Source organism: Leifsonia sp. 22587, from assembly GCF_052044215.1.
Lineage (GTDB): Bacteria > Actinomycetota > Actinomycetes > Actinomycetales > Microbacteriaceae > Leifsonia > Leifsonia shinshuensis_C.
Genome location: NZ_JBQENB010000002.1, coordinates 571,201 through 590,013, shown reverse-complemented (window position 1 = coordinate 590,013; position 18,813 = coordinate 571,201). Strand labels below are relative to the sequence as shown.

Below are 18,813 nucleotides of genomic sequence, written 5' to 3'. Positions count from 1 at the left end.
GACGGGCGAGGAGCGACGGGCGGGGAGCGGCGGGCGGCGCTACTCCCGCGGCCCGAACCACCGGGCCAGTCGCTCGTCCAGCTCGGCCTGCTCGGAGCCCGCCCAGGCCACGTGACCGTCGGGCCGCAGCAGCACAGCCGGCGTATCGAGAGCGGCCCCGGCGTCCGGCAGGTGGTCGACGCGCCCCGTCCATCCCGCCGTCGAGAGAGCGCCCGTCCGGTCGAGGAGCAGGCCGCGACCCTCGTGCAGGTGATCGTAGAGCCGGCCGGACCCGAGAGGGATGTCGCGCAGCCGTCGTCCGACGAGCTCCGGCCCGTCGCCGAGGTCGTAGCGCACCGCGATCCCGGCGACTTTCGCTCCCAGGGTGCGGGCGACGGCGTCGATGTCCATGAGCTCGGTGAGGATGCGGCGCACGGCCTGCGGGCCGGGTTCCGGTGAGATGAGCTCGCTCTGCGCGCGGGTGAGGGTCAGCACCTCCTCCCCGGCGGGCCGGCGCTCGCTCTCGTAGGAGTCGAGCAGGCCGACGGGCGCCCAGCCGCGGACCTCCGCGGCGAGCTTCCAGCCGAGGTTGAATGCATCCTGGATGCCGAGGTTGAGGCCCTGGCCACCGAGCGGCGGGTGGATGTGCGCCGCGTCGCCCGCGAGCAGCACGCGACCGGAGCGGTATCGCTCGGCGATCCGCGTGGCGTCCGTGAACCGCGTGATCGACCGCGGCGAGTGGATGCCGAAGTCCGTCCCCGCGTACGCGCGCAGCTGGGTGCGGAACTCCTCGAGCGTCGGAGCGACGGTACGATCCTCCGACACGGACGCCGCGGGCACCACCGCCCGGTAGAGCCCGTCGCCGCTCGGCCCGATGCCGAACCCGCGGTGCGTCGCGCGCACCCGCTCCGAGGTCGCGGCGATCTCGTCCGCCCGCGCCGTCGCCTCGGCTTCGCCGAGGATCCACTCGGTCGTCGCCGCCTCGCCCGGGAACCCGATCCCGAGCGTCCGGCGCACCAGACTGCGCCCGCCGTCGCACCCGACCAGCCAGCCGCCGCGCACGCGCTCGCCGCCGGCGAGTTCGACCGTGACGCCCGTTCCGTCCTGCTCGAATCCGGTCACCTCGCGGCCGCGCCGGATGTCGGCGCCCAGCTCCGCCGCCCGCTCGGCGAGCAGACGGTCGGTGACCGGCTGCGGCATCCCGAGGATGTAGTCGTGCGTCGTGTCGAGCTCGACGGGGCGCGGGCTGGGGATGCCGGCGAAGCGGCCGCCGCCCGGGTACCGGGTCCCCGCGGCGAGGAACCGGTCGAGCAACCCCCGCTGGTCCATGATCTCGACGCTGCGGGGGTGCAGCCCCAGCGAGCGGACCGCGGTCGTCGGCTCCGCATCCCGCTCCACCACCAGCACCCGCACGTCGTGCAGGCGCAGCTCGCTCGCCAGCATCATCCCGGTCGGGCCCCCGCCGCTGATGATCACGTCGAACTGTTCCGAACCCATGCGCATCCCACCTTCCGCCTCGCATCACGCGTCACGATTCCGCGCGCGACCAGCCATTCTGGTGGATGAGGGGGCCCTTGCGGCAAGCCCCCGCCCGGCCGGTATCCTGGAAATGCGGGGAAGGCCGGTAGGGGAGCCGGGTCAGCGCCTGGCGATCACGTGGATGACGCCGCTCTCGGCCACCTGCGATGTCACGGTGTGCGTCCGGTCGAGGCCGACGAGGTCGTCCCAGAGGCGGTTGCCGCGGCCGAGGAAGATGGGGGCCACCTGCAGGTGCAGGTCGTCCACCAGGCCGGCGCGCAGGAACGCCTGCGCCGTGCGGTAGCCGCCGCCGATGCGGACGTCGAGGTCGCCGGCGGCCGCGGTCGCCTCCGCGAGCACGTCCTCGATGGCGCCGGCGCGGAAGTGGAAGGTCGTGCCCCCGTCCATCGCGATCGGTTCCTTCGGCGCCTGGTGCGTGAGCACGTAGACCGGCGTGCCGAACGGCGGGGTATCGCCCCACCAGCCCTTCCAGTCCGGGTCGTCCGGGAACGAGTGGAGCCCGAACATCGCCGCGCCCATGATCTCGGCGCCGACACCCTCGAAGAAGGCGGACGCGAAGGCGTCGTCGACCCCGGTCGTGCCGGCGCCGCTCGTGTCGCCGAAGACCTTCTCGCGGAAGGTGCGCGTCGCCACGTAGGCCTCGGTCAGCCGCCCCCAGTCCTCGCCCATCGGGTTGCCCGGCGGGTCCTCGGGTGACGGTGTGTAGCCGTCGAGCGAGACGAACAGGTCCATGCGGACGCGGGTCATGGGGCTCCCTCCTGCCGGGCGCGCGATCGCGCCGGGTCGGTTCACCCTAGTGCGGACGACCGACGTCCGGCAGCAGGTCGGCGAGGTGCGCGCGCAGCTGCGCGGCGACATCCACGCCGTCGCGGTCGTAGAGCCAGTGGTACTGCAGTCCGTCCCACAGCGCGAGCAGCCAGAGCGCCTCGTGCTCGGGGTCCCGGTGCGGGGGCAGCGTGCCGTCGGCGGCCGCCGCGCGCAGCATCGACGCGAAGCCGTCGAGCGCGGACGAGAAGCGGTGCTCGAAGTACGCGTGCGCGTCGTGGCTGCGGGGCGTCGCCTCGGACGAGATCACCGCGTACAGCTCGATCAGGCCGGGCTGATCCGCTTCATTGGCCGCGGCGCCGTCGGCGAAGCTGCGGACGACCTCGGCCGCCGACGCCGTCCGGTCCGCGACGCCGCGGTCGTCGATGCGGCGGTCGCGCTCCCGCATGACCTCGTGCAGCAGCGCATCCTTCGAGGAGAAGTGATGGTAAAGCGCCGACTTGGAGACGCCTACCCGCGTGGCGATGTCGAGCAGGCTGGTGTCGCCGTAGCCTTCGCGGGCGAACAGCGCCATCGCACCGTCCACGATCTTCGCCCGCCGCTCGCGGCCGGAGCGGTACCCGGCCTCCGAGGCGACCGGGTCGTCGACGATCGGCGGGAGGGCCGGCGCGGGCGGGAGTGGTTCGGCGACCGGCGGGGTGCCGGGCGGGATCCAGCCGAGCGGCCGGGCGATCAGCGACTCGTGACGCTCCAGCGTTCCGGCGACCTCCACCCGGTCGGGCAGGTACTGCTCCAGCATCCGCAGGCCGTCCCAGGCGGCGGTGAGGCGAAGGGCCTCGTCGGCGGCGGAGCGGCCCGGGTCGACGAGTCCGCCCTCCTGGCCCGCGGCGAGTGCGTCCGCGCGGGTCGTGCGGAGGTCGGCCGCGCGGTCGCGCATCCACGCGTGCAGGGGATGCGAGGCGGCCGACGCCTCTCCCGTCAGTGCCGCGAACAGGGCGTCGTGGCCGGGGACGTCGTCCTGGCGACGGGCCGCGGCTGCGAACGGCAGCTCGCTCGCGGGCGACCCGGCCAGGGCCGCCGACGCGTCGAGCCGGTGCGCGACCTGGGCGAGCAGCTCCTCCTTGCCGGCGAAGTGCTTCAGCAGGGCGGGATGCGTGATGCCGGCCTCCGCGGCGATGTCGCGCAGCGAGACGAACCGGTAGCCGTGGCGGCAGAACAGCTCGGTGGCGGCGTAGAGGATGGCCTGGCGCGTCGCGGCGGCGCGGGCGAAGCGCGTCCCATCGATGACCGACGTCACGTGCACCTCCCCGACCTCATCATCGTACCCAGGTTACCGCACAGTCGGATTTGAGTTACCACACGGTCGCTTTTGTGTGTATGCTGGCCGCCATCGTCAAAGCGGACGGTACGAAAGGACTCGAGAATGACAGAGCTGTCTCCCGCCGCCACCGCGGCGGCCACCGGGACCACCGGTATCAAGACGCCCGGCTCCACCCCGGCGCGGACGCCTCGCGGCTACACGCCGGCGCTGTCGGCCGTGAACTTCGGCGTCCTCCTGGCGCTGCTCACCCCGGTGCTCGTCAGCATGGCGTTCAAGGTGCAGCACCTCAGCACCTCCACCGAGGAAGCGACGGCGCAGCTCGGCCTCATCCTCGGTGTCGGGGCCCTGTTCGCCCTCGTCGCGAACCCGCTCGCCGGCCGGCTCTCCGACCGCACCACCTCGCGGTTCGGGATGCGCCGCCCGTGGATCCTCGGAGGGAGCATCGTCGGAGTCGGCGCCTTCCTGCTGATCGGCGCCGCCACCTCGATCTGGGTCGTCCTCATCGGGTGGTGCCTGGTGCAGGCCTCCCTCAACGCCGTGCTCGCCGCCGCGAACGCCACGCTGCCCGACCAGGTTCCGGCGACCAGCCGAGGCAAGGTCTCGGGACTCGTCGGCGTGACGACGCCGCTCGCGATCCTCGGCGGCAGCTTCCTGATCAACTTCATCGGCGACGACCTGCTGCGCTTCCTGGTACCCGGCCTGATCGCGCTCGTGCTCGCGGTCGTCTTCGTCGCCGTGCTGAAGGACCGCCGCCTCCGCGAGAAGCCGCGCCAGCGGTTCACGGTCGGCCAGTTCTTCGGGTCGTTCGTCTTCAACCCGGTCAAGCACCGCGACTTCGGCTGGACCTGGCTGACCAAGTTCTTCGTCATGTTCGGGTACGCGGGCATCGCGACCTTCCTGCCCTTCTACCTGACCGAGAAGTTCCACCTGGACGAGCAGGGCGCGATCTCGACGATCCTGCTGGCGAACCTCGCTTCCACGGTCGGGATGGTGATCTCGAGCCCGATCGGCGGCTACCTCTCCGACCGGCTCGGAAAGCGCCGCCCGTTCGTCGCTGCCGCCGGCGTCATCATGGTGGTCGGTCTGGTGATCCTCGCCTTCGCGCCGAGCATCGCGGTGGTGATCATCGCGCAGGCCGTGATCGGCCTCGGCGCCGGCTCCTTCTTCTCCGTCGACCTCGCCCTCGCCACCCAGGTGCTGCCGAGCCCGGACGACACCGCGAAGGACCTGGGCGTCCTCAACATCGCCAACGCGCTGCCGCAGTCGATCGCACCGGCCATCGCACCGGGGATCATCGCCCTGGGGTCGGCGACCGCCATCGGCGGTTACTCGGTGTGGTACCTCTTCGGCGCCGTCGTCGCCCTGCTCGGCGCCGTGCTCGTCTACCGGATCAAAGGAGTGAAATGACCGACACCGACACACTGACCGCCCGGCCCTGGCTGGATGCGCAGCGTCCCGTCGCCGAACGCGTCGAGCTGCTGCTCGCCGAGATGACCCTGGAGGAGAAGGCCGGCCTCTTCTTCCACACGATGATCGGGGTGGGCCCGCTCGACGAACCGAACCCCACCTTCTCGCTGCCGTCCGCCGTCGAGTACGTCGAGCGCCGCCACATGTCGCACTTCAACCTGCTCGGGGGCGCGCCGACCGGGCGGGAGATCGCGGAGTGGCACAACGCGCTGCAGCGGCTCGCCGCATCCACCCGGCTCGGGATCCCGGTCACGCTGTCCACGGACCCGCGGCACTCGTTCACCGACAACCCGGGCACCGCGATGCTGTCGGGGCCGTTCTCGCAGTGGCCGGAGCCGCTGGGCCTCGCGGCGATCCGCGACGAAGACACCGTGGAGCGGTTCGCCGACATCGCGCGTCAGGAGTACCTCGCCGTCGGCCTCCGGGTGGCCCTGCATCCGCAGGTCGACCTCGCCACCGAGCCGCGCTGGTCGCGTCAGGTGGCGACCTTCGGTGAGGATGCGGAACTCACCGCCCGACTCGGCGCCGCGTACGTCCGCGGCTTCCAGGGCAGTGCGTTCGGCCCCGGCTCCGTGGCGACGATGACCAAGCACTTCCCCGGCGGAGGCCCGCAGAAGGACGGCGAGGACCCGCACTTCGCCCACGGGCGCGAGCAGGTCTATCCGGGCGACGCCTTCGAGCTGCACCTGCGGCCGTTCGAGGCGCTCATCGCCGCGGGCACGCGCCAGATCATGCCCTATTACGGCATGCCGGTGGGCACGGCATACGAGGAGGTCGGCTTCGGCTTCAACAAGTCGGTCCTCACCGGGCTGCTGCGCGAGCGCCTCGGTTTCGACGGCCTGGTCTGCACCGACTGGGGTCTGGTGACCGACGCGGAGATCTTCGGGCAGCCGTTCCCGGCGCGTGCGTGGGGTGTCGAGCACCTGACGCCGCGGGAGCGGATGAAGAAGATCATCGAGGCGGGCGCCGACCAGTTCGGCGGCGAGGCGTGCCCCGAACTGCTCATCGAGCTCGTCGAATCCGGAGAGGTGCCCGCGTCGCGGATCGACGCGTCCGCCCGCCGCATCCTGCGCGAGAAGTTCGAGCTCGGGCTGTTCGAGTCGAGCCTGGTGGACGCGGAGGCGGCCGACGCGATCGTCGGCGCGGCGGAGTTCCGTGCCGAGGGGGAGAAGGCGCAGCGCGCCTCCATCACGCTCCTCATCAACGGGCCCGAGGACGAGCCGTTGCTCCCGCTGCGCGGTGCGCCGCGGCTGTACGTGGAGGGCATCGAGCCCGAGCGGGCGGCCGCCTACGGCGAGGTCGTGACGAGCCCGGACCAGGCGGATGCGATCATCGTGCGCCTGCAGGCGCCGTACGAGGAGCGTCCGACCGTGTTCGAGAGCCTCTTCCACTCGGGGTCGCTGGAGTTCCCGGCCGAAGTCGTCGACCACGTGCGCGAACTGGCGCGGCACGCGCCCACGATCGTCGACGTCTACGCCGACCGGGCGGCGATCCTCGAGCCGTTGGCCGAGGCCGCCACGGCGCTGACCGTCAACTGGGGGGCGAGCGCCGAGGCGCTGCTCGACGTGCTGACCGGACGCTCCGCCCCGCAGGGGTCGCTGCCGTTCGACATCCCCCGCTCGATGGGCGCGGTGGAGGCGTCGCGTCCCGACGTGCCGTTCGACACCGCCGACCCGCTGTTCCGGTTCGGCGACGGTCTGCGGTACTGACCGCCGCCGAAGGCCCTAGGCCGTCCTCCTCCCTTCCTCGCGGACCGCGACCGGCTCGAGTCCGAGGTTCTCGCGCAGGGTGCTCCCGGCGTACTCCGTCGGGTAGATCCCGCGCTCCTGGAGCTCGGGCACGAGCCGGTCGACGATGTCGTCGAGGCCGGAGGGGACGAGCCACGGGGTGATGTTGAAGCCGTCGACCACGCCCGCGTCGGCGTAGCGCTGCAGCGTCGCCGCGACCGTGGCCGGGCTGCCCACGAACCCGCGCCCGGAGTTGAGGGCGATGACCAGCTCGCGGATCGAGAGACCCTCAGTCTCGGCCCGCTCGCGCCAAGCGTCGGCGGTCGCCTTCGCCTGGGCGGCACGGAAGCCCGCTCCGCGGGTCTCGCCGGTCACCTCCTGGACCGGGTCGAACCCGGGCAGCGGACCGTCCGGGTCGAACGCGCTGAGGTCGGTGCCCCAGACGTTCTCGATGAAGGCGATCGCGGTCTGCGGCGTCACCTGGTGCCGTCGCACCCACCGCGCCTTCTCCTCCGCTTCGGCGTCCGTGTCGGCGAGGATGAACTCCTGGCCCGGGAAGATCTTGACGTCGCCCGCGGGCCGCCCCGCCTTGAGGGTGCGCTGGCGGATGTCCGCGGCGAACGTCTGCGCCGCGTCGAAGGCGCTGTGCGCGGAGAAGATGACGTCGGCCTGACGGGCGGCGAAGTCGCGTCCCTCGGCCGAGTCGCCGGCCTGGAAGATCACCGGGCGCCCCTGCGGGCTCTGCGGCAGCCGGCTGCGGCCGCGCGCCGTGTAGTGGCCGGTGCGCGCCTCCACCTCGTCGGACGGCACGGCGTCCGACCACGCCGCGGCGTCGGGACGGGCGGCGATCTCGGCGTGCCAGGCATCCCAGAGCGCCTTCGCCGCCTCGACGACCGCTTCGGCGTGGCGGTAGCGGTCGGCGTGGTCGAGGTATCCGCCGCGGCGGAAGTTCTCGCCGGTCCACGCGTTGTCGGTGGTGACGACGTTCCAGGCGGCGCGGCCTCCCGAGATCAGGTCGAGGCTCGCGAAGCGGTGCGCGAGGTCGAGCGGGTCGTTGTACGTCGTGTTCTGCGTGGCCACCAGGCCGATGTGCGAGGTGACCGCGGCCAGGGCCGCCAGCTGGGTCTGCGCGTCGGGGCGACCGGCCACATCCAGCTCGTGCAGACGCCCGAGGTGCTCGCGCAGCCGCAGCCCCTCGCCGAGGAAGAACGCGGAGAACAGACCCCGCTCGGCGGTCTGCGCGAGGCGGCGGAAGCTCTCGAAGTCCGTCTGCGAGCCGCTCTCCGGCTCGGTCCAGACGGTCGAGAAGTTGACGCCCTGGAAGAAGACGCCGAAGCGGAGGACGGTCGGTGCGGTCATGCGGACTCCTGGTAACGGTTGACGGCGGCCGGAAGGCCGAGGGTGTCGCGGAGTGTGTCGCCCGGGCGCGGGACGGCGAGCGGCACGCGGCGGCGGAGGGCCGGAGCGACGGCGAACCCGAGCTCGGCCAGGTCGGTGTCGAGCACGGCCGGGTGGAGGCGCACCCCGTCGACGACGGACGCGAGTGCGGCGAGCAGCTCGATCAGCCCGGCCGCATCGCCCGCATAGCGGCCGCGGTTCGAATGCCACGGGGTGTGCTGATCGAGCGCGTGGATGCGGTCGGCGGCGGTCACGCCCGCCGCGTCAAGTGCGACGTCGAGGTCGAGCACGACGAGCAGCCCGGCCTCGCGGAGCGGGCGGGCGGTCTGCGCGGCCAGCTCCGTCAGCTCGCGCACGTCGACGGTTCCCGCCGACGCGTCGACGAGCGCCACATCCAGCTCGGCGGTCCCTGCCAGCTCCGAGGCACCGAAGACCGGCAGGGCGCCCTGCGATGGCCGCGGCACGATCGACGGGCCGGTGATCGCGTAGTCCTCCCCGGCGAAGCGGATGTGGTGCACCCGCTCTCGGTCGAGGTAGCGGCCGGTGGCGGCGTCGCGGATGACCGCGTCGTCCTCCCACGAGTCCCAGAGCCGTCGGGCCACCTCGACGGCGTCGCCCGGCTTCCCGGGCTGCCCCTGGCGTCCGTAGAGGGCCGCGGTCCCTTCGTCGTCCGTCGCCGTGGCGACCCAGCCGCCGCGCCCGCGGGACACGATGTCGAGCGACGCGAGCTGCGTGGCCACGTGGAACGGCTCGGTGTAGACGGTGCCGACCTCCGGCACCAGGCCGATCGCGCTCGTGAGGGGCGCTGCGAAGGCGGCCCGTTGCACGGCGTCGAGGCGGGCACGCACACCCTCCGGGGCTTCGGGCGCCAGAGCGGAGTCCGCGAACGACGCGAAGGCGAATCCCGCGCGCTCCGCGGTCTGTACCCGCTCGGCCACCACGCGGGCGCTCAGGACGTCTGCGGGAGCGTGGGCGCTCGCGCGCCAGGCGGCGGGATGCGCGCCGTCACCGTCCAGTTCGACGCCGAGGATGAAGCCGCTCATCGGAGACCGCCCTTCCGGGGCAAGCGCTCGCCGGCATCGACCGGGAACGGGAGGCGGTTGCCGGCCGGGGGCAGCGGGCAGGTAGCGAACTCCGTGTAGGCGCAGGGGAGGTTGACGGCGCGGGTGAAGTCGAGCACGACGCGTCCCTCGGCGTCCGGCGCCGCGATGGCGAGCGACCGGTTGGCGGGGTAGGTGGTGACGCCGCTGGTCGCATCCGTGAACAGCACGAACAGCGAGCCGGGGGTCGGGCCGTTGAAGGCGGTCAGACGGTGCGTCGCGCCGTCGTGCTCGAACTCGACCGCTCCCGGGGAGGAGTAGACGTGCTCGAGACCCTCGGCGACCGAGCCGACCGTCACATCCTGAGGCTCGTCGAACGGCGTGAAGCGCCCCGGCACCGCCCAGTGCGGGTCCGGCTCGTAGGACGGCGTCCCGGCATAGCCGGTGCGGGTGGGATGCTGCGGGTGCCGCGGCCGCAGCAGGTCGGATCCTCCGCGCTTGGCGATCTCGATGACGGTCTCGCCGGAGATCGCGACGAGTCCGCCGCGCTCCGGGATGGGGCCGAACGCGACCTCGCCGGTGACGGTCCGCCCGTCGACCTCCAGGCTCTCGCCGTCGGAGAGCAGGACCACCGGGCCGTCGGCGGAGGTGGACCAGGCTCCGGGGAGGCCGTCGTAGCGCGTGGGCTCGGCGGTCAGCCAGTGAAGGGCGGTGATGGCGAGGAAGCCGTGGGCGGATGCGCGCTCGGCCTCGTGCTCCGCGTGCCAGGCGCGCCAAGCGTCCTCGAAGCCGGTCGTCGTGATGTCGGATGCGATGGTCATGCGTGGACGGTAACGGACCGCCCCGGGCGGCGGGCAAGGTCCGTCGACACGTCCCGTAACGGTCGCGCTTGACTTCAAGCGCTTGAAGTCTGTTCTGATGGGCACATGACCACGTTGACCATCCAGGACGTCTCCCGGCAGAGCGGGCTGAGCGAGCCGACGCTGCGCTACTACGAGGAGGTCGGCCTGCTCGGCCCGATCGCCCGTGATGAGCGGAGCGGCCACCGCCGCTACGGCGAGGGCGACCTCGACGCTGCGCAGGTGCTCGCCTGCCTGCGCGCCATGGGCGTCGGCATCGAGGACATGCGCACTTACCAGGCGAACCGCCGTCGCGGCCACGCGGCGGCGGGGGAGCAGCGCGACATCCTGCTCCGCCACGCCGAACGCGTCGAGGAGCAGATCGCGACGCTCCGCATCCACCTCGACTATCTGCGGGTCAAGGCGGCCCTGTGGGATGCGCGCGAGCGCTCCGACGCGGACGCCGAGGCCCAGGCGCAGACCGAGCTCCACTCCATCCTTCCCCGACTCGAGGAGACCTTCCGATGACCACCACCACCCCCACCGTCCTCGTCACCGGCGGCACCGGCTACCTCGCCACGCGAGTGCTCGCCGACCTGCTCGCCACCGGCTCCGCCGTGCGCACGACCGTCCGCTCCCTCGACCGGGAGGACGAGGTGCGTGCCGCCGTCCGCCGCGCGGGCGTGGACGACGGCGGCCTCTCCTTCGCCGCCGCATCCCTCACCGAGGACGACGGCTGGGCCGCCGCGCTCGCCGGCATCGAGGACGTGTACCACACGGCGTCCCCGATGATCCAGAGCGCGGATCGGGACGAGGTGCTCATCCCGGCGCGCGACGGGGCTCTGCGGGTGCTCCGCGCGGCCCGTGACGCGGGCGCGCGGCGCGTCGTCCTCACGTCGTCCTTCGCCGCCGTCGGGTACTCGCCCAAGCCGGTCCGCGACTACGACGAGACCGACTGGACCGACCCGGAGGCGCCCGGGCTGCCCGCCTACCCGCTGTCGAAGGCGGTGGCCGAGCGTGCGGCGTGGGACTTCGTCGAGCGGGAAGGCGACGGCCTCGAGCTCGTGGCCCTCAACCCGACGTGGATCGCCGGTCCGACACTGACCGCCTCCGCCCGCTCGTCGCTGGCCGTGTTCACCGGGATGCTCGACGGCACGATGACCGCGGTCCCGCGCCAGCGGTTCGGCATCGCGGACGTCCGCGACGTCGCAGCGGCCCACCTGTCCGCGATGGCGACTCCGGGGGCGGCGGGCAAGCGGTACCTGCTGCTGGCGGACGGCCCGACCATGACGTTCCTCGACGTCGCGAACACGCTGCGCACCGAGCTCGGCGCCCTCGCTTCGGCCGTCCCGACTGCGGAGCTGCCCGGCGACGAGCCGGCGCCCCTCGTCATCCACAACGACCGCGCCAAGCGCGAGCTCGGCTTCCGCCCCCGGCCGGCTGTCGAGACGATCGTCGAGACTGCCGAGAGCCTCCGCGACCTGGGGCTGGTTGCGGCCGAGGCCTGAGCCGGATCGCGGTGGGGTGCGGAAACTTGCATGGTCGTGGCTCTGCCGCTGATCACGGATCGCCAACTGCTGCCTCGTGCTTTCGTGTCGGTGGTGCGAATTACGGTCAAAGCCGTGGCAACTCTCAATGACCTGCGCCGGACCGCCGCTGTGTTGCCCGGTAGCGAGGAGCGAGCGACGACGGGCGGTGCTGCGTGGTTCGTTCGCGGCAAGCCGTATGCGTGGGAGTGCCATCCCTGGCCGAGCGTCCCCGCTGACATGCGCGAGATAGTCGCGGCCGAGCTCGTCGTCGGGGTGAAAGTGGCCGACCGCATGGACGCGCTGGCTCTTATCGAAATGGCGCCCGACGTGTTCCTGCGCACCACAACCCCCTGGGGTCAGCCGAAGGTCGCCTTCCGAATGGCCGGCATCGAGGAAGACCATCTTGTGGAACTCGTGACGGAGGCGTGGCGTGTGCAGGCTCCGAAGTATCTGCGGCGAGAGTTCGACAACCTCGGCGCTTAGACGACCGGTCAGACAAGGATCCGCTGCCGGGCAGGCGCACTGGCGAGCCTGAGGTCGAGGTACGCACGAATCGGTTCGCGCTGCACAGACCGACCGCGGCGGCTGCCCACGCCTCAGGCGTCAGGGTGCAGGCTCGTGTCCGCCGGCCCGATCCGCCAGGCAGTGAAGTGGACGGTGAGGTCGGCCCGCCACGGGGAGCAGCACAGGGGGCCCGCGGTCACCGCGGCGCCGGGGTCGAGGGGCGCCACCCGCACAAGGCGCCACGGTTCGTCGTCCACTCGGGCGCGGACGGTCAGGGCGTCACCAGACCGACTGGCACGCATCGTGACAAGCCGACCATGCCAGCCGGGCACCGGCGAGAGTGACCAGTCGGAGAAGCCGCGGGTGACGACCGCGCCGAGGCTGTCCTCGCCGTCGCTGCGCTCCACACCAGCCTTGGTCCAGGTGCTGTCGTCGACCTTGACGAAGATGCCGGCCTGGTCGAACTGAGCCGAGAAGTCGAGGAGAAACGACACCTCCATCGCGGTGTCCTGATCGAACGAGGTGAGGAGTGCGTGCTCCGTGTCGTGGACGAAACCATAGGAGGTGATGCGCCAGGCGTCGCTTCCCTCAACGGCGGTGACGCGCATCCCGTCGTCGGCCACCACCACGCGGGCGGGCTCGGTCGTCCACGTGCCTGAGTTCCAGTCGATGTCGGTCATGTCATCGAATGTATCGGTCCACAACGGTCGGTCTCAGGGGGCGGGGCGTGAGAAGAGATTCACCAGGTTGCCGTCAGGATCGCGGAAAAGGGTGGACCTGTTCCCCCAGGGCATCGTGGTCGGCACGAGCACGATGTCCTCGATCATCTCGTGCAGTCGAGCGAACTCCGCGTCGACGTCCGTCACGAGGAATTCGACGATGATCGTGTCGTTGCTGCCCGGTTTCAGGGCGTCGTCACCGAGGATCGCGACGGTTGCTGTGCTCGCGATCGCGAGGGTGCCGCCGGCCGTTCGGAACTCCGCGAAGACGGGAGCCGGACGCGCAGCGAGAGTTCCCGTGAGGGCTTCGTAGAAACGAACGAGCCTGTCGACGTCGTGAGTGATGATGCGGATCGATGCGAGGTCCATGGTGTTCCTTTCGGCCGGCCGTTCGGCTCGACATGTTCAGGATGGGCCGGACGCGCGACAACGTCCTGTCGGCGTTTAGGGCGTTTTTTCGCTCACGCCGACCATCCGGAGTTCTCCCTCGACGATGCCGAGATCCTCCACGCGCAGCGGGCGCCGCGGTGGTCGCTCACCTGTAGGCTTCGCCTCGGTGATGCGGTCGCCTCGGAATGCGCGCACGCCGTCGCGCAGCCGGCACCAGGCGATCAAATACCAGTCGCTGCCCTTTCCGACGAATCCCATGGGTTCGACGTTTCGCGAGGTCGCGACGCCGTTGCGATCGGTATAGCTGATCTGTAGAACCTGCCCGGTTCGCAGTGCGTCGGCCAGTTCGCGCGGCGCGTCATTCGGCCTGCGCTCGCCGAGCAGGTGGATGCGGGTCGCTAGCTCAGCCGTCTCTCTGAGGCTGCGATCGTCTGTGACGGCGACGACCTTGCGGAGCGCCGACGTGGCCGCATCGCGGAATGGGCTGGTGGCCAGAGTGCCCAGAGCGACTATGACGGCGAGTGCCTCGTCGACCGTCAACCCCAAGGGCGCCAGGGTGTGCCCGGGATCAAGGCAGTAGCCTCCGGTGCGGCCGGGTTCTGCCCAGATGGGGACCCCGCTCTGTTGCAACGCCGACAAGTCCCGCTCGATGGTCCGGGAGCTGACAGCGAACTTGTCGGCGAGCCACCGGGCACTCCTCGGGCGCGGAGCCACCGCCCTGAGCTCCTCGACGAGTGCGTAGAGACGGTCGGTGCGATTCACATCTCGACCCTAGTTTCCACAATGTCGAGTCGCTGTGCGCGCGTCGGCAACAAGGCCGGCTTTAGTCGAGCGGGAAGGTCAGCACGGCTTTGCCGCCGGGATGCACCGCTTCCCGGTCGACGTGCGCACGGGCGACCTCGCCGTACGGGTAGGTGCGCGTCACGGTGACCGTCAACCGTCCGGCGTCGAGCAACCGGGCGATCTCGTGCAGGGACCGCGAGTCCGGCTGCACGATGATGTGCGCCAAGCGGATGTTCGCCGCGGCGAAAGCGGCCGTGGTCTCTGCTGCGGGGGCGTCCGCGAACACCATCACCAGCCCACCGGGAGCGACGGTGGCGAGGGAGCGCCGGGTCGTGTCGTCCTGTTCACCGATCAGGTCGAGGATGGCGTCGTTGTCCTGTGTCAGATTCTCGAACGGGGCCCGCGTGTAGTCGATCAGTTCGTCTGCGCCGAGTCCGGCGAGCCAGCTGTGATGCTCTTCCCGCGCGGTGGCGGTGACCCGCGCGCCCAGGTGCTTGGCGATCTGGACGGCGAGGTGCCCCACACCGCCGGCCGCGCCGTGGATCAGCACCCGCGAGGCGGGGGAGATCCCGGCGAGGTCGTGCAGCGCCTGCCAGGCGGTCAGCGCGCTGAGCGGCACGGCCGCCGCCTCAACGTGCGTCACGGACGCCAGCTTCCGGACGAAGTGACGCGACGGAGCGGTCACATACTCGGCGTACGCTCCCGCCGGCCGGGGAAACCACGGCATCCCGAAGACCTCATCTCCTGGCGCCAGATCCGACACACCGAATCCGACCTCCTCGACCACGCCCGACACGTCCCACCCCAGCACGTGCGGCGATGCGCCGAGCAGGCCGGCGACCCCGCCTCCAGCCCGCGTCTTCCAGTCGATCGGGTTCACGCCCGCAGCGTGCACCCGGACCAGCATCTGATCCACATCGTCTCCTCGCTTAGGCTTGAACTCCCTAACCTGGACAGACGCGTCTACGGTGAATTCGCGACGCTACTGTGGCTCAGATGACCGAGATCGAAGATGTCACCCCCGGGGTGTACGAGCATTTCAAGGGCGGCCGCTATGAGGTGCTGGCGCTCGCCCGGCACAGCGAGTCGCTCGAATGGCACGTGTTCTACCGCACGCTGTACGGGGACCGCAGCCTGTGGATTCGACCGTTGAGCATGTTCACCGAGTCAGTGACGCACGAGGGCGTGCGACGGCCGCGTTTCCGGCGCGCCGCCGACCAGGGGCTGCACGCCTGAGGGCGCCCTTCGGCGGCGCGACAGGCGCGGCGGACACGCCTTGTACCCAACGAGCGCGCCACGCGCGAGATCAGGTTCCGCCCGCGGCTGGCCATGGGGACAAAAGAGCCTTACGTAAACAGAGCCCGAGCGCCAGATTCCGCCGGAACCGGCCGAACACGGAGGGCCGGGACGCACGCGTCCCGGCCCTCCGCCTCACGTCACTGGTTGTCGAGCGGCAGTCCCGGAGGGTTCACCTCGGACGTCGGCAGGCCTTCGTTCGAGAGGTTGTACGCCTTCAGCCATTTCGCGTATTGGCCGGTCTCGATGAGGTGGTTGATGGCGTCGGCGATCGGCTTGTCGAGCCCGCTGCCCTTCTTCACGGTTGCCGCGATGAGGCCCTGGAGGCTCGCGCCGGCGCCCGAGTAGGTGCCCGCCGTGCGGGTCGGGTTGGCCGACGACGCGCTCTGCGTGTTCTGGTAGGCCGCGGTCGGGTTCGGGCCGAAGCTCGCGTCGATCTTGCCGGAGTTCAGGGCGAGCCACGTGGAGTTGGCGTCCGGGTAGTACTTGATGTCGAGGGTCTTGCCCTCGGCGGCCAGCTTCGTCTTCCACTCGAGCAGGATCTTCTCCTGGTTCGTGCCGGACGACACCGCGACCGTCTTCCCCGCGAGGGTGCGGTAGTCGTCCTCGAACTGCCAGGTGCTCTTCTTCAGCACCGTGAACGCCAGCTCGTCCTTGCGGTAGGAGGCGAAGTCGTACTTCTCCTTGCGCTGCTCCGTGTCCGTGATGTTCGAGAATCCGACATCGGTGGCGCCGGTGTCGATCCCGACGAACAGGTTGTCCCAGGTGGCGTTCTTGATCTCGGGCTTGAGGCCGAGCACCGCCGCGACGAGGCGGCCGAGGTCGGGCTCCGACCCGGTGAGGGTCTTCTGGTCGTCGCCGGTGAATGCGAGCGGCGGGAAGCCGGCGGGCAGGGCGCCGACGCCGATCACGAGGGTCCCCTTCGACTTCACGGAGGCGGGCAGCTCGTCCCGGATCTTCTCGACGGTCGCCACCTTCAGGGTGGTCTCGGTGCCCGCGCCGTTGGTGTGGGCGCCGATGGTGACGGTGCCGGACGCGGACCCGTCGGTCTCGGCTGACGCCTGCCCCGAGCAGGCCGCGAGAGACACGACGAGGGCGGCCGACGCGAGGACGGCGCCTGCGGTGCCGAATCGTCGGCGGTGGGTGCGATGTGACATGGATGTTCTCCTCGGTGTGGGTGATGCGAACGGGATGGTGCGAACGGCCCGGGATGCTCAGAGCACGCGGCTCAGGAACTCCCGGGTCCGCGGGTTGCGCGGCCGGTCGAGCACGTCGTCCGGTGCGCCTTCTTCCACGACGACGCCGTCGTCGAGGAAGACGATGCGGTCGGCGACCTGCCGGGCGAAGCCGATCTCGTGGGTGACGACCACGAGGGTGACGCCGCTGCCGGCGAGGGAGGCGATGACCTCGAGCACGTCGCCGACCAGCTCGGGGTCGAGGGCGGAGGTGGGCTCGTCGAACAGCAGCACCTCCGGTTCGAGCGCGAGCGCGCGGGCGATCGCGACCCGCTGCTGCTGCCCGCCGGACAGCTGCCGCGGGTAGGCGGCCGCCTTCTCGGAGAGGCCGACACGGTCGAGAAGGGCCAGGGCCCGCTCCCGGGCCTGCGCCGGCGGCGTCCCGAGCGCGATGGGCGCCTCGCTGATGTTCTCGACGATCGTCAGGTGCGGGAACAGGTTGAAGTTCTGGAAGACGAAACCGATCCGCGCACGCTGCTTCAGGATGTCGCGCTCGCTCCGCTCCTTCAGCCGCCCGCGGTGCAGGCGCACGCCGATCAGCTCGCCGCCGACGACGACATACCCTTCGTCCAGCGGTTCCAGGTGGTTGATCGCCCGCAGCAGCGTCGACTTGCCCGAGCCGGAGGGGCCCAGGATGACGGTGACGGTTCCCGCCTCGATCGTCAGGTCGACGCCGCGCAGCACCGGTCGGTCGCCGAACGACTTGGTCGCGTTCGCGATCTCGATGCCCGCGGTCATCGCCGGGCTCCGATCGCGGCGACGCGGCGGCGCAGGCGCTGCAGCGGCGTGGGCGGGAGCGTGCGCACCGCGCCCCGCGCGTAGTAGCGCTCGACGTAGTACTGGATCACCGACACGACGCTGGTGAGCACGAGGTACCAGATGGTCGCGACGACGAGCAGCGGGATGATGTCCGTCGGGTACGTGCTGCCCAGGTTCTGGACGACGCCGAACAGGTCGAGCAGCGACACATAGAAGAGGAGCGAACTGGCTTTCAGCAGGCCGATGATCTGGTTGACGTACGCCGGGACAATCGACCGGAGCGCCTGCGGCAGAACGATCCGCCGGAACTGCCGAGCCCGGGGGAGACCGAGCGCCTTCGCGGCCTCGTGCTGGCCGTGGTCGACCGAGAGGACGCCCGCCCGCACGATCTCGGAGCTGTAGGCGATCTCGCTGAGGCTCAGGCCGATGACTCCGAGCGTCAGGTCCGAGAGCACGCTGACGGTCTTCACCTCGACCTGCGGACCGAAGGGGATGCCGATCCCGATCGTCGGGTACAGGTTGCCGAGGTTGTACAGGAAGATCAGCACCAGGATGAGCGGAACCGAGCGGAACAGCCACACGTAGAGCCAGCTGACCGAGCTCAGGACGGGGTTGGCCGAGAGCCGGCCGAGGGCCACGACGATGCCGCCCGCGAAGCTGACCACGGCGGAGATCGCGGTCGCGGCGAGGGTGAGCTGCAGTCCGGTCAGGATGGCCGGGCTGAACAGCCACTTGCCGACCTTCGCCCACTCCCACGACGGGTTGGTGAACAACGTCTGGCCCGCGTTCAGCAGCACGACGAGCACGAGCGCTGCGGCGATCCACCGGCCGGGATGCCGCAGCGGCAGCACCGGGCGCTCGGCGAGCCGCCGGAGGTCGATGCCGTCGGGCAGTGCCGCCTCGCGGGGGGTGGCTGCCGCCGGCCGCTCGACCGTCGCGGCGGTCGTCGCGGCGGTCATCGCTCCACCCCGACGGTCTTCTCGAAGGCGTGGATGCCGACCTCCTCCGGCGGCAGCGCCGTGTCGTAGAGCGGGCGGTAACCGGCCGCGAGGTACAGCGCCTTCGCCTCGGGCTGGCGCGGTCCGGTGGTGAGGTACACGCGGGTGTACCCGCGGCGGATGGCCTCCGACTCCAGCTCGGCGACCACCCGGCGGGCGAGGCCCTGCCGCCGGTGGGCGGAGCTCGTCCAGATGCGCTTCAGCTCGGCGGTGCGCTCGTCGTAGCGCTTGTACGCACCCCCGGCGATCGGCTCGCCGTCCCGGAGCAGCAGCACGAAAGCGCCACCAAGGGCGGCGGTGAACAGTTCGGCCGGATAGCGGCTCAGCTCGGTCGAGGCGCGCTCGCCGAAGAAGTCGCCGTAGCGGATGTCGTACTCGTACTCGAGCTCGGCGAGCAGCGGGCGGGCCAGCTCGTCCGTGGCCTCGACATAGCGGAATTCGTCGGCGTCGACGTTCGTGACGGTCACCGATGCCTCCAATCGCGGGGTGGTGGGTGGATGTTGCGGATGACCGTAGAACCGGTCC

At 71.1% G+C, this 18,813-nt stretch carries 20 protein-coding genes; 6 read left to right on the top strand and 14 right to left on the bottom strand.

The features are described 5' to 3' along the window. Positions 1–39 precede the first annotated feature (39 nt). The 3 genes from ACTJI1_RS10765 to ACTJI1_RS10755 all read right to left on the bottom strand — a co-directional run bounded on the left by ACTJI1_RS10765 (position 40) and on the right by ACTJI1_RS10755 (position 3,580). Positions 40–1,476: an FAD-dependent monooxygenase gene (locus ACTJI1_RS10765; RefSeq protein WP_440742608.1), complete on the bottom strand. Its 1,437-nt coding sequence runs from the start codon at positions 1,474–1,476 to the stop codon at positions 40–42. A gap of 141 nt (positions 1,477–1,617) precedes the next feature. Further along, complete coding sequence (locus ACTJI1_RS10760; protein ID WP_440742607.1) at positions 1,618–2,265, bottom strand: dihydrofolate reductase family protein; 648 nt, start codon at positions 2,263–2,265, stop codon at positions 1,618–1,620. Positions 2,266–2,311: 46 nt separating this feature from the next. Continuing rightward, positions 2,312–3,580 (bottom strand): TetR family transcriptional regulator, encoded by a 1,269-nt coding sequence (locus tag ACTJI1_RS10755; RefSeq protein ID WP_440742606.1) that lies wholly within the window; start codon positions 3,578–3,580, stop codon positions 2,312–2,314. 126 nt (positions 3,581–3,706) lie between these two features. On the opposite strand from ACTJI1_RS10755, the gene ACTJI1_RS10750 reads away from it, so the two are divergent. Both ACTJI1_RS10750 and ACTJI1_RS10745 read left to right on the top strand, forming a co-directional pair. Beyond that, on the top strand, positions 3,707–5,011 hold the full coding sequence (locus ACTJI1_RS10750) for an MFS transporter (protein ID WP_440742605.1): 1,305 nt from the start codon (positions 3,707–3,709) through the stop codon (positions 5,009–5,011). Next, the gene (locus ACTJI1_RS10745; RefSeq protein WP_440742604.1) at positions 5,008–6,780 is read left to right on the top strand and encodes a glycoside hydrolase family 3 protein; all 1,773 of its coding nucleotides are present in this window, start codon (positions 5,008–5,010) and stop codon (positions 6,778–6,780) included. The genes ACTJI1_RS10750 and ACTJI1_RS10745 overlap by 4 nt, the downstream gene beginning before the upstream one ends. Positions 6,781–6,795: 15 nt before the next feature. Here the strand turns inward: ACTJI1_RS10745 and ACTJI1_RS10740 are convergent, their stop codons facing one another. From ACTJI1_RS10740 to ACTJI1_RS10730, 3 genes are read right to left on the bottom strand one after another with little or no spacing between them, the layout of a single operon-like run. Further along, on the bottom strand, positions 6,796–8,157 hold the full coding sequence (locus ACTJI1_RS10740; protein ID WP_440742603.1) for an NtaA/DmoA family FMN-dependent monooxygenase: 1,362 nt from the start codon (positions 8,155–8,157) through the stop codon (positions 6,796–6,798). Next, a complete protein-coding gene (locus tag ACTJI1_RS10735; protein ID WP_440742602.1) occupies positions 8,154–9,239 on the bottom strand; it encodes an LLM class flavin-dependent oxidoreductase in 1,086 nt (361 codons plus the stop codon). The genes ACTJI1_RS10740 and ACTJI1_RS10735 overlap by 4 nt, the downstream gene beginning before the upstream one ends. Beyond that, on the bottom strand, positions 9,236–10,057 hold the full coding sequence (locus ACTJI1_RS10730; RefSeq protein ID WP_440742601.1) for a DUF1684 domain-containing protein: 822 nt from the start codon (positions 10,055–10,057) through the stop codon (positions 9,236–9,238). Before ACTJI1_RS10730 ends, ACTJI1_RS10735 begins: the two co-directional genes overlap by 4 nt. A gap of 105 nt (positions 10,058–10,162) precedes the next feature. Here ACTJI1_RS10730 and ACTJI1_RS10725 point away from each other — a divergent pair, with 105 nt between their 5' ends. Genes ACTJI1_RS10725 through ACTJI1_RS10715 form a run of 3 tightly spaced genes read left to right on the top strand, consistent with a single transcriptional unit; the run spans position 10,163 to position 12,087 of the window. Beyond that, entirely contained in the window at positions 10,163–10,603 is a 441-nt protein-coding gene (locus ACTJI1_RS10725) for a MerR family transcriptional regulator (RefSeq protein WP_440742600.1), read from the top strand. Continuing rightward, positions 10,600–11,583 carry an NAD-dependent epimerase/dehydratase family protein gene (locus ACTJI1_RS10720; protein ID WP_440742599.1) on the top strand — a complete coding sequence of 328 codons (984 nt, stop codon included), beginning with the start codon at positions 10,600–10,602 and terminating at the stop codon, positions 11,581–11,583. The genes ACTJI1_RS10725 and ACTJI1_RS10720 overlap by 4 nt, the downstream gene beginning before the upstream one ends. Positions 11,584–11,613: 30 nt before the next feature. Next, positions 11,614–12,087, top strand: a complete 474-nt coding sequence (locus tag ACTJI1_RS10715; RefSeq protein WP_440742598.1) for a hypothetical protein — start codon at positions 11,614–11,616, stop codon at positions 12,085–12,087. Between the two features lie 113 nt (positions 12,088–12,200). On the opposite strand, the gene ACTJI1_RS10710 is transcribed toward ACTJI1_RS10715, so the two are convergent. From ACTJI1_RS10710 to ACTJI1_RS10695, 4 genes are all read right to left on the bottom strand, one after another. Beyond that, the gene (locus ACTJI1_RS10710) at positions 12,201–12,788 is read right to left on the bottom strand and encodes a DUF1349 domain-containing protein (RefSeq protein WP_440742597.1); all 588 of its coding nucleotides are present in this window, start codon (positions 12,786–12,788) and stop codon (positions 12,201–12,203) included. Positions 12,789–12,821: 33 nt separating this feature from the next. Further along, positions 12,822–13,196 (bottom strand): VOC family protein, encoded by a 375-nt coding sequence (locus tag ACTJI1_RS10705; protein WP_440742596.1) that lies wholly within the window; start codon positions 13,194–13,196, stop codon positions 12,822–12,824. A gap of 75 nt (positions 13,197–13,271) precedes the next feature. Then, positions 13,272–13,979 (bottom strand): helix-turn-helix transcriptional regulator, encoded by a 708-nt coding sequence (locus tag ACTJI1_RS10700; RefSeq protein WP_310133978.1) that lies wholly within the window; start codon positions 13,977–13,979, stop codon positions 13,272–13,274. 61 nt (positions 13,980–14,040) lie between these two features. After that, positions 14,041–14,907, bottom strand: coding sequence for an NADP-dependent oxidoreductase (locus tag ACTJI1_RS10695; RefSeq protein WP_440742841.1), 867 nt, complete (start codon positions 14,905–14,907; stop codon positions 14,041–14,043). An 89-nt stretch (positions 14,908–14,996) separates the two neighbouring features. Between ACTJI1_RS10695 and ACTJI1_RS10690 the strand changes: the two genes are divergently transcribed. Then, positions 14,997–15,236 carry a DUF1653 domain-containing protein gene (locus tag ACTJI1_RS10690; RefSeq protein ID WP_440742595.1) on the top strand — a complete coding sequence of 80 codons (240 nt, stop codon included), beginning with the start codon at positions 14,997–14,999 and terminating at the stop codon, positions 15,234–15,236. A gap of 200 nt (positions 15,237–15,436) precedes the next feature. Here ACTJI1_RS10690 and ACTJI1_RS10685 read toward each other — a convergent pair whose 3' ends face one another. The 4 genes from ACTJI1_RS10685 to ACTJI1_RS10670 are packed head-to-tail and all read right to left on the bottom strand — an operon-like array spanning position 15,437 to position 18,755. Beyond that, positions 15,437–16,453, bottom strand: coding sequence for a transporter substrate-binding domain-containing protein (locus tag ACTJI1_RS10685; protein ID WP_440742594.1), 1,017 nt, complete (start codon positions 16,451–16,453; stop codon positions 15,437–15,439). A 57-nt stretch (positions 16,454–16,510) separates the two neighbouring features. Beyond that, a complete protein-coding gene (locus ACTJI1_RS10680) occupies positions 16,511–17,269 on the bottom strand; it encodes an amino acid ABC transporter ATP-binding protein (RefSeq protein ID WP_440742593.1) in 759 nt (252 codons plus the stop codon). After that, entirely contained in the window at positions 17,266–18,249 is a 984-nt protein-coding gene (locus ACTJI1_RS10675; protein WP_440742592.1) for an amino acid ABC transporter permease, read from the bottom strand. The genes ACTJI1_RS10680 and ACTJI1_RS10675 overlap by 4 nt, the downstream gene beginning before the upstream one ends. Continuing rightward, a complete protein-coding gene (locus tag ACTJI1_RS10670) occupies positions 18,246–18,755 on the bottom strand; it encodes a GNAT family N-acetyltransferase (RefSeq protein WP_440742591.1) in 510 nt (169 codons plus the stop codon). Before ACTJI1_RS10670 ends, ACTJI1_RS10675 begins: the two co-directional genes overlap by 4 nt. Positions 18,756–18,813 lie beyond the last annotated feature (58 nt).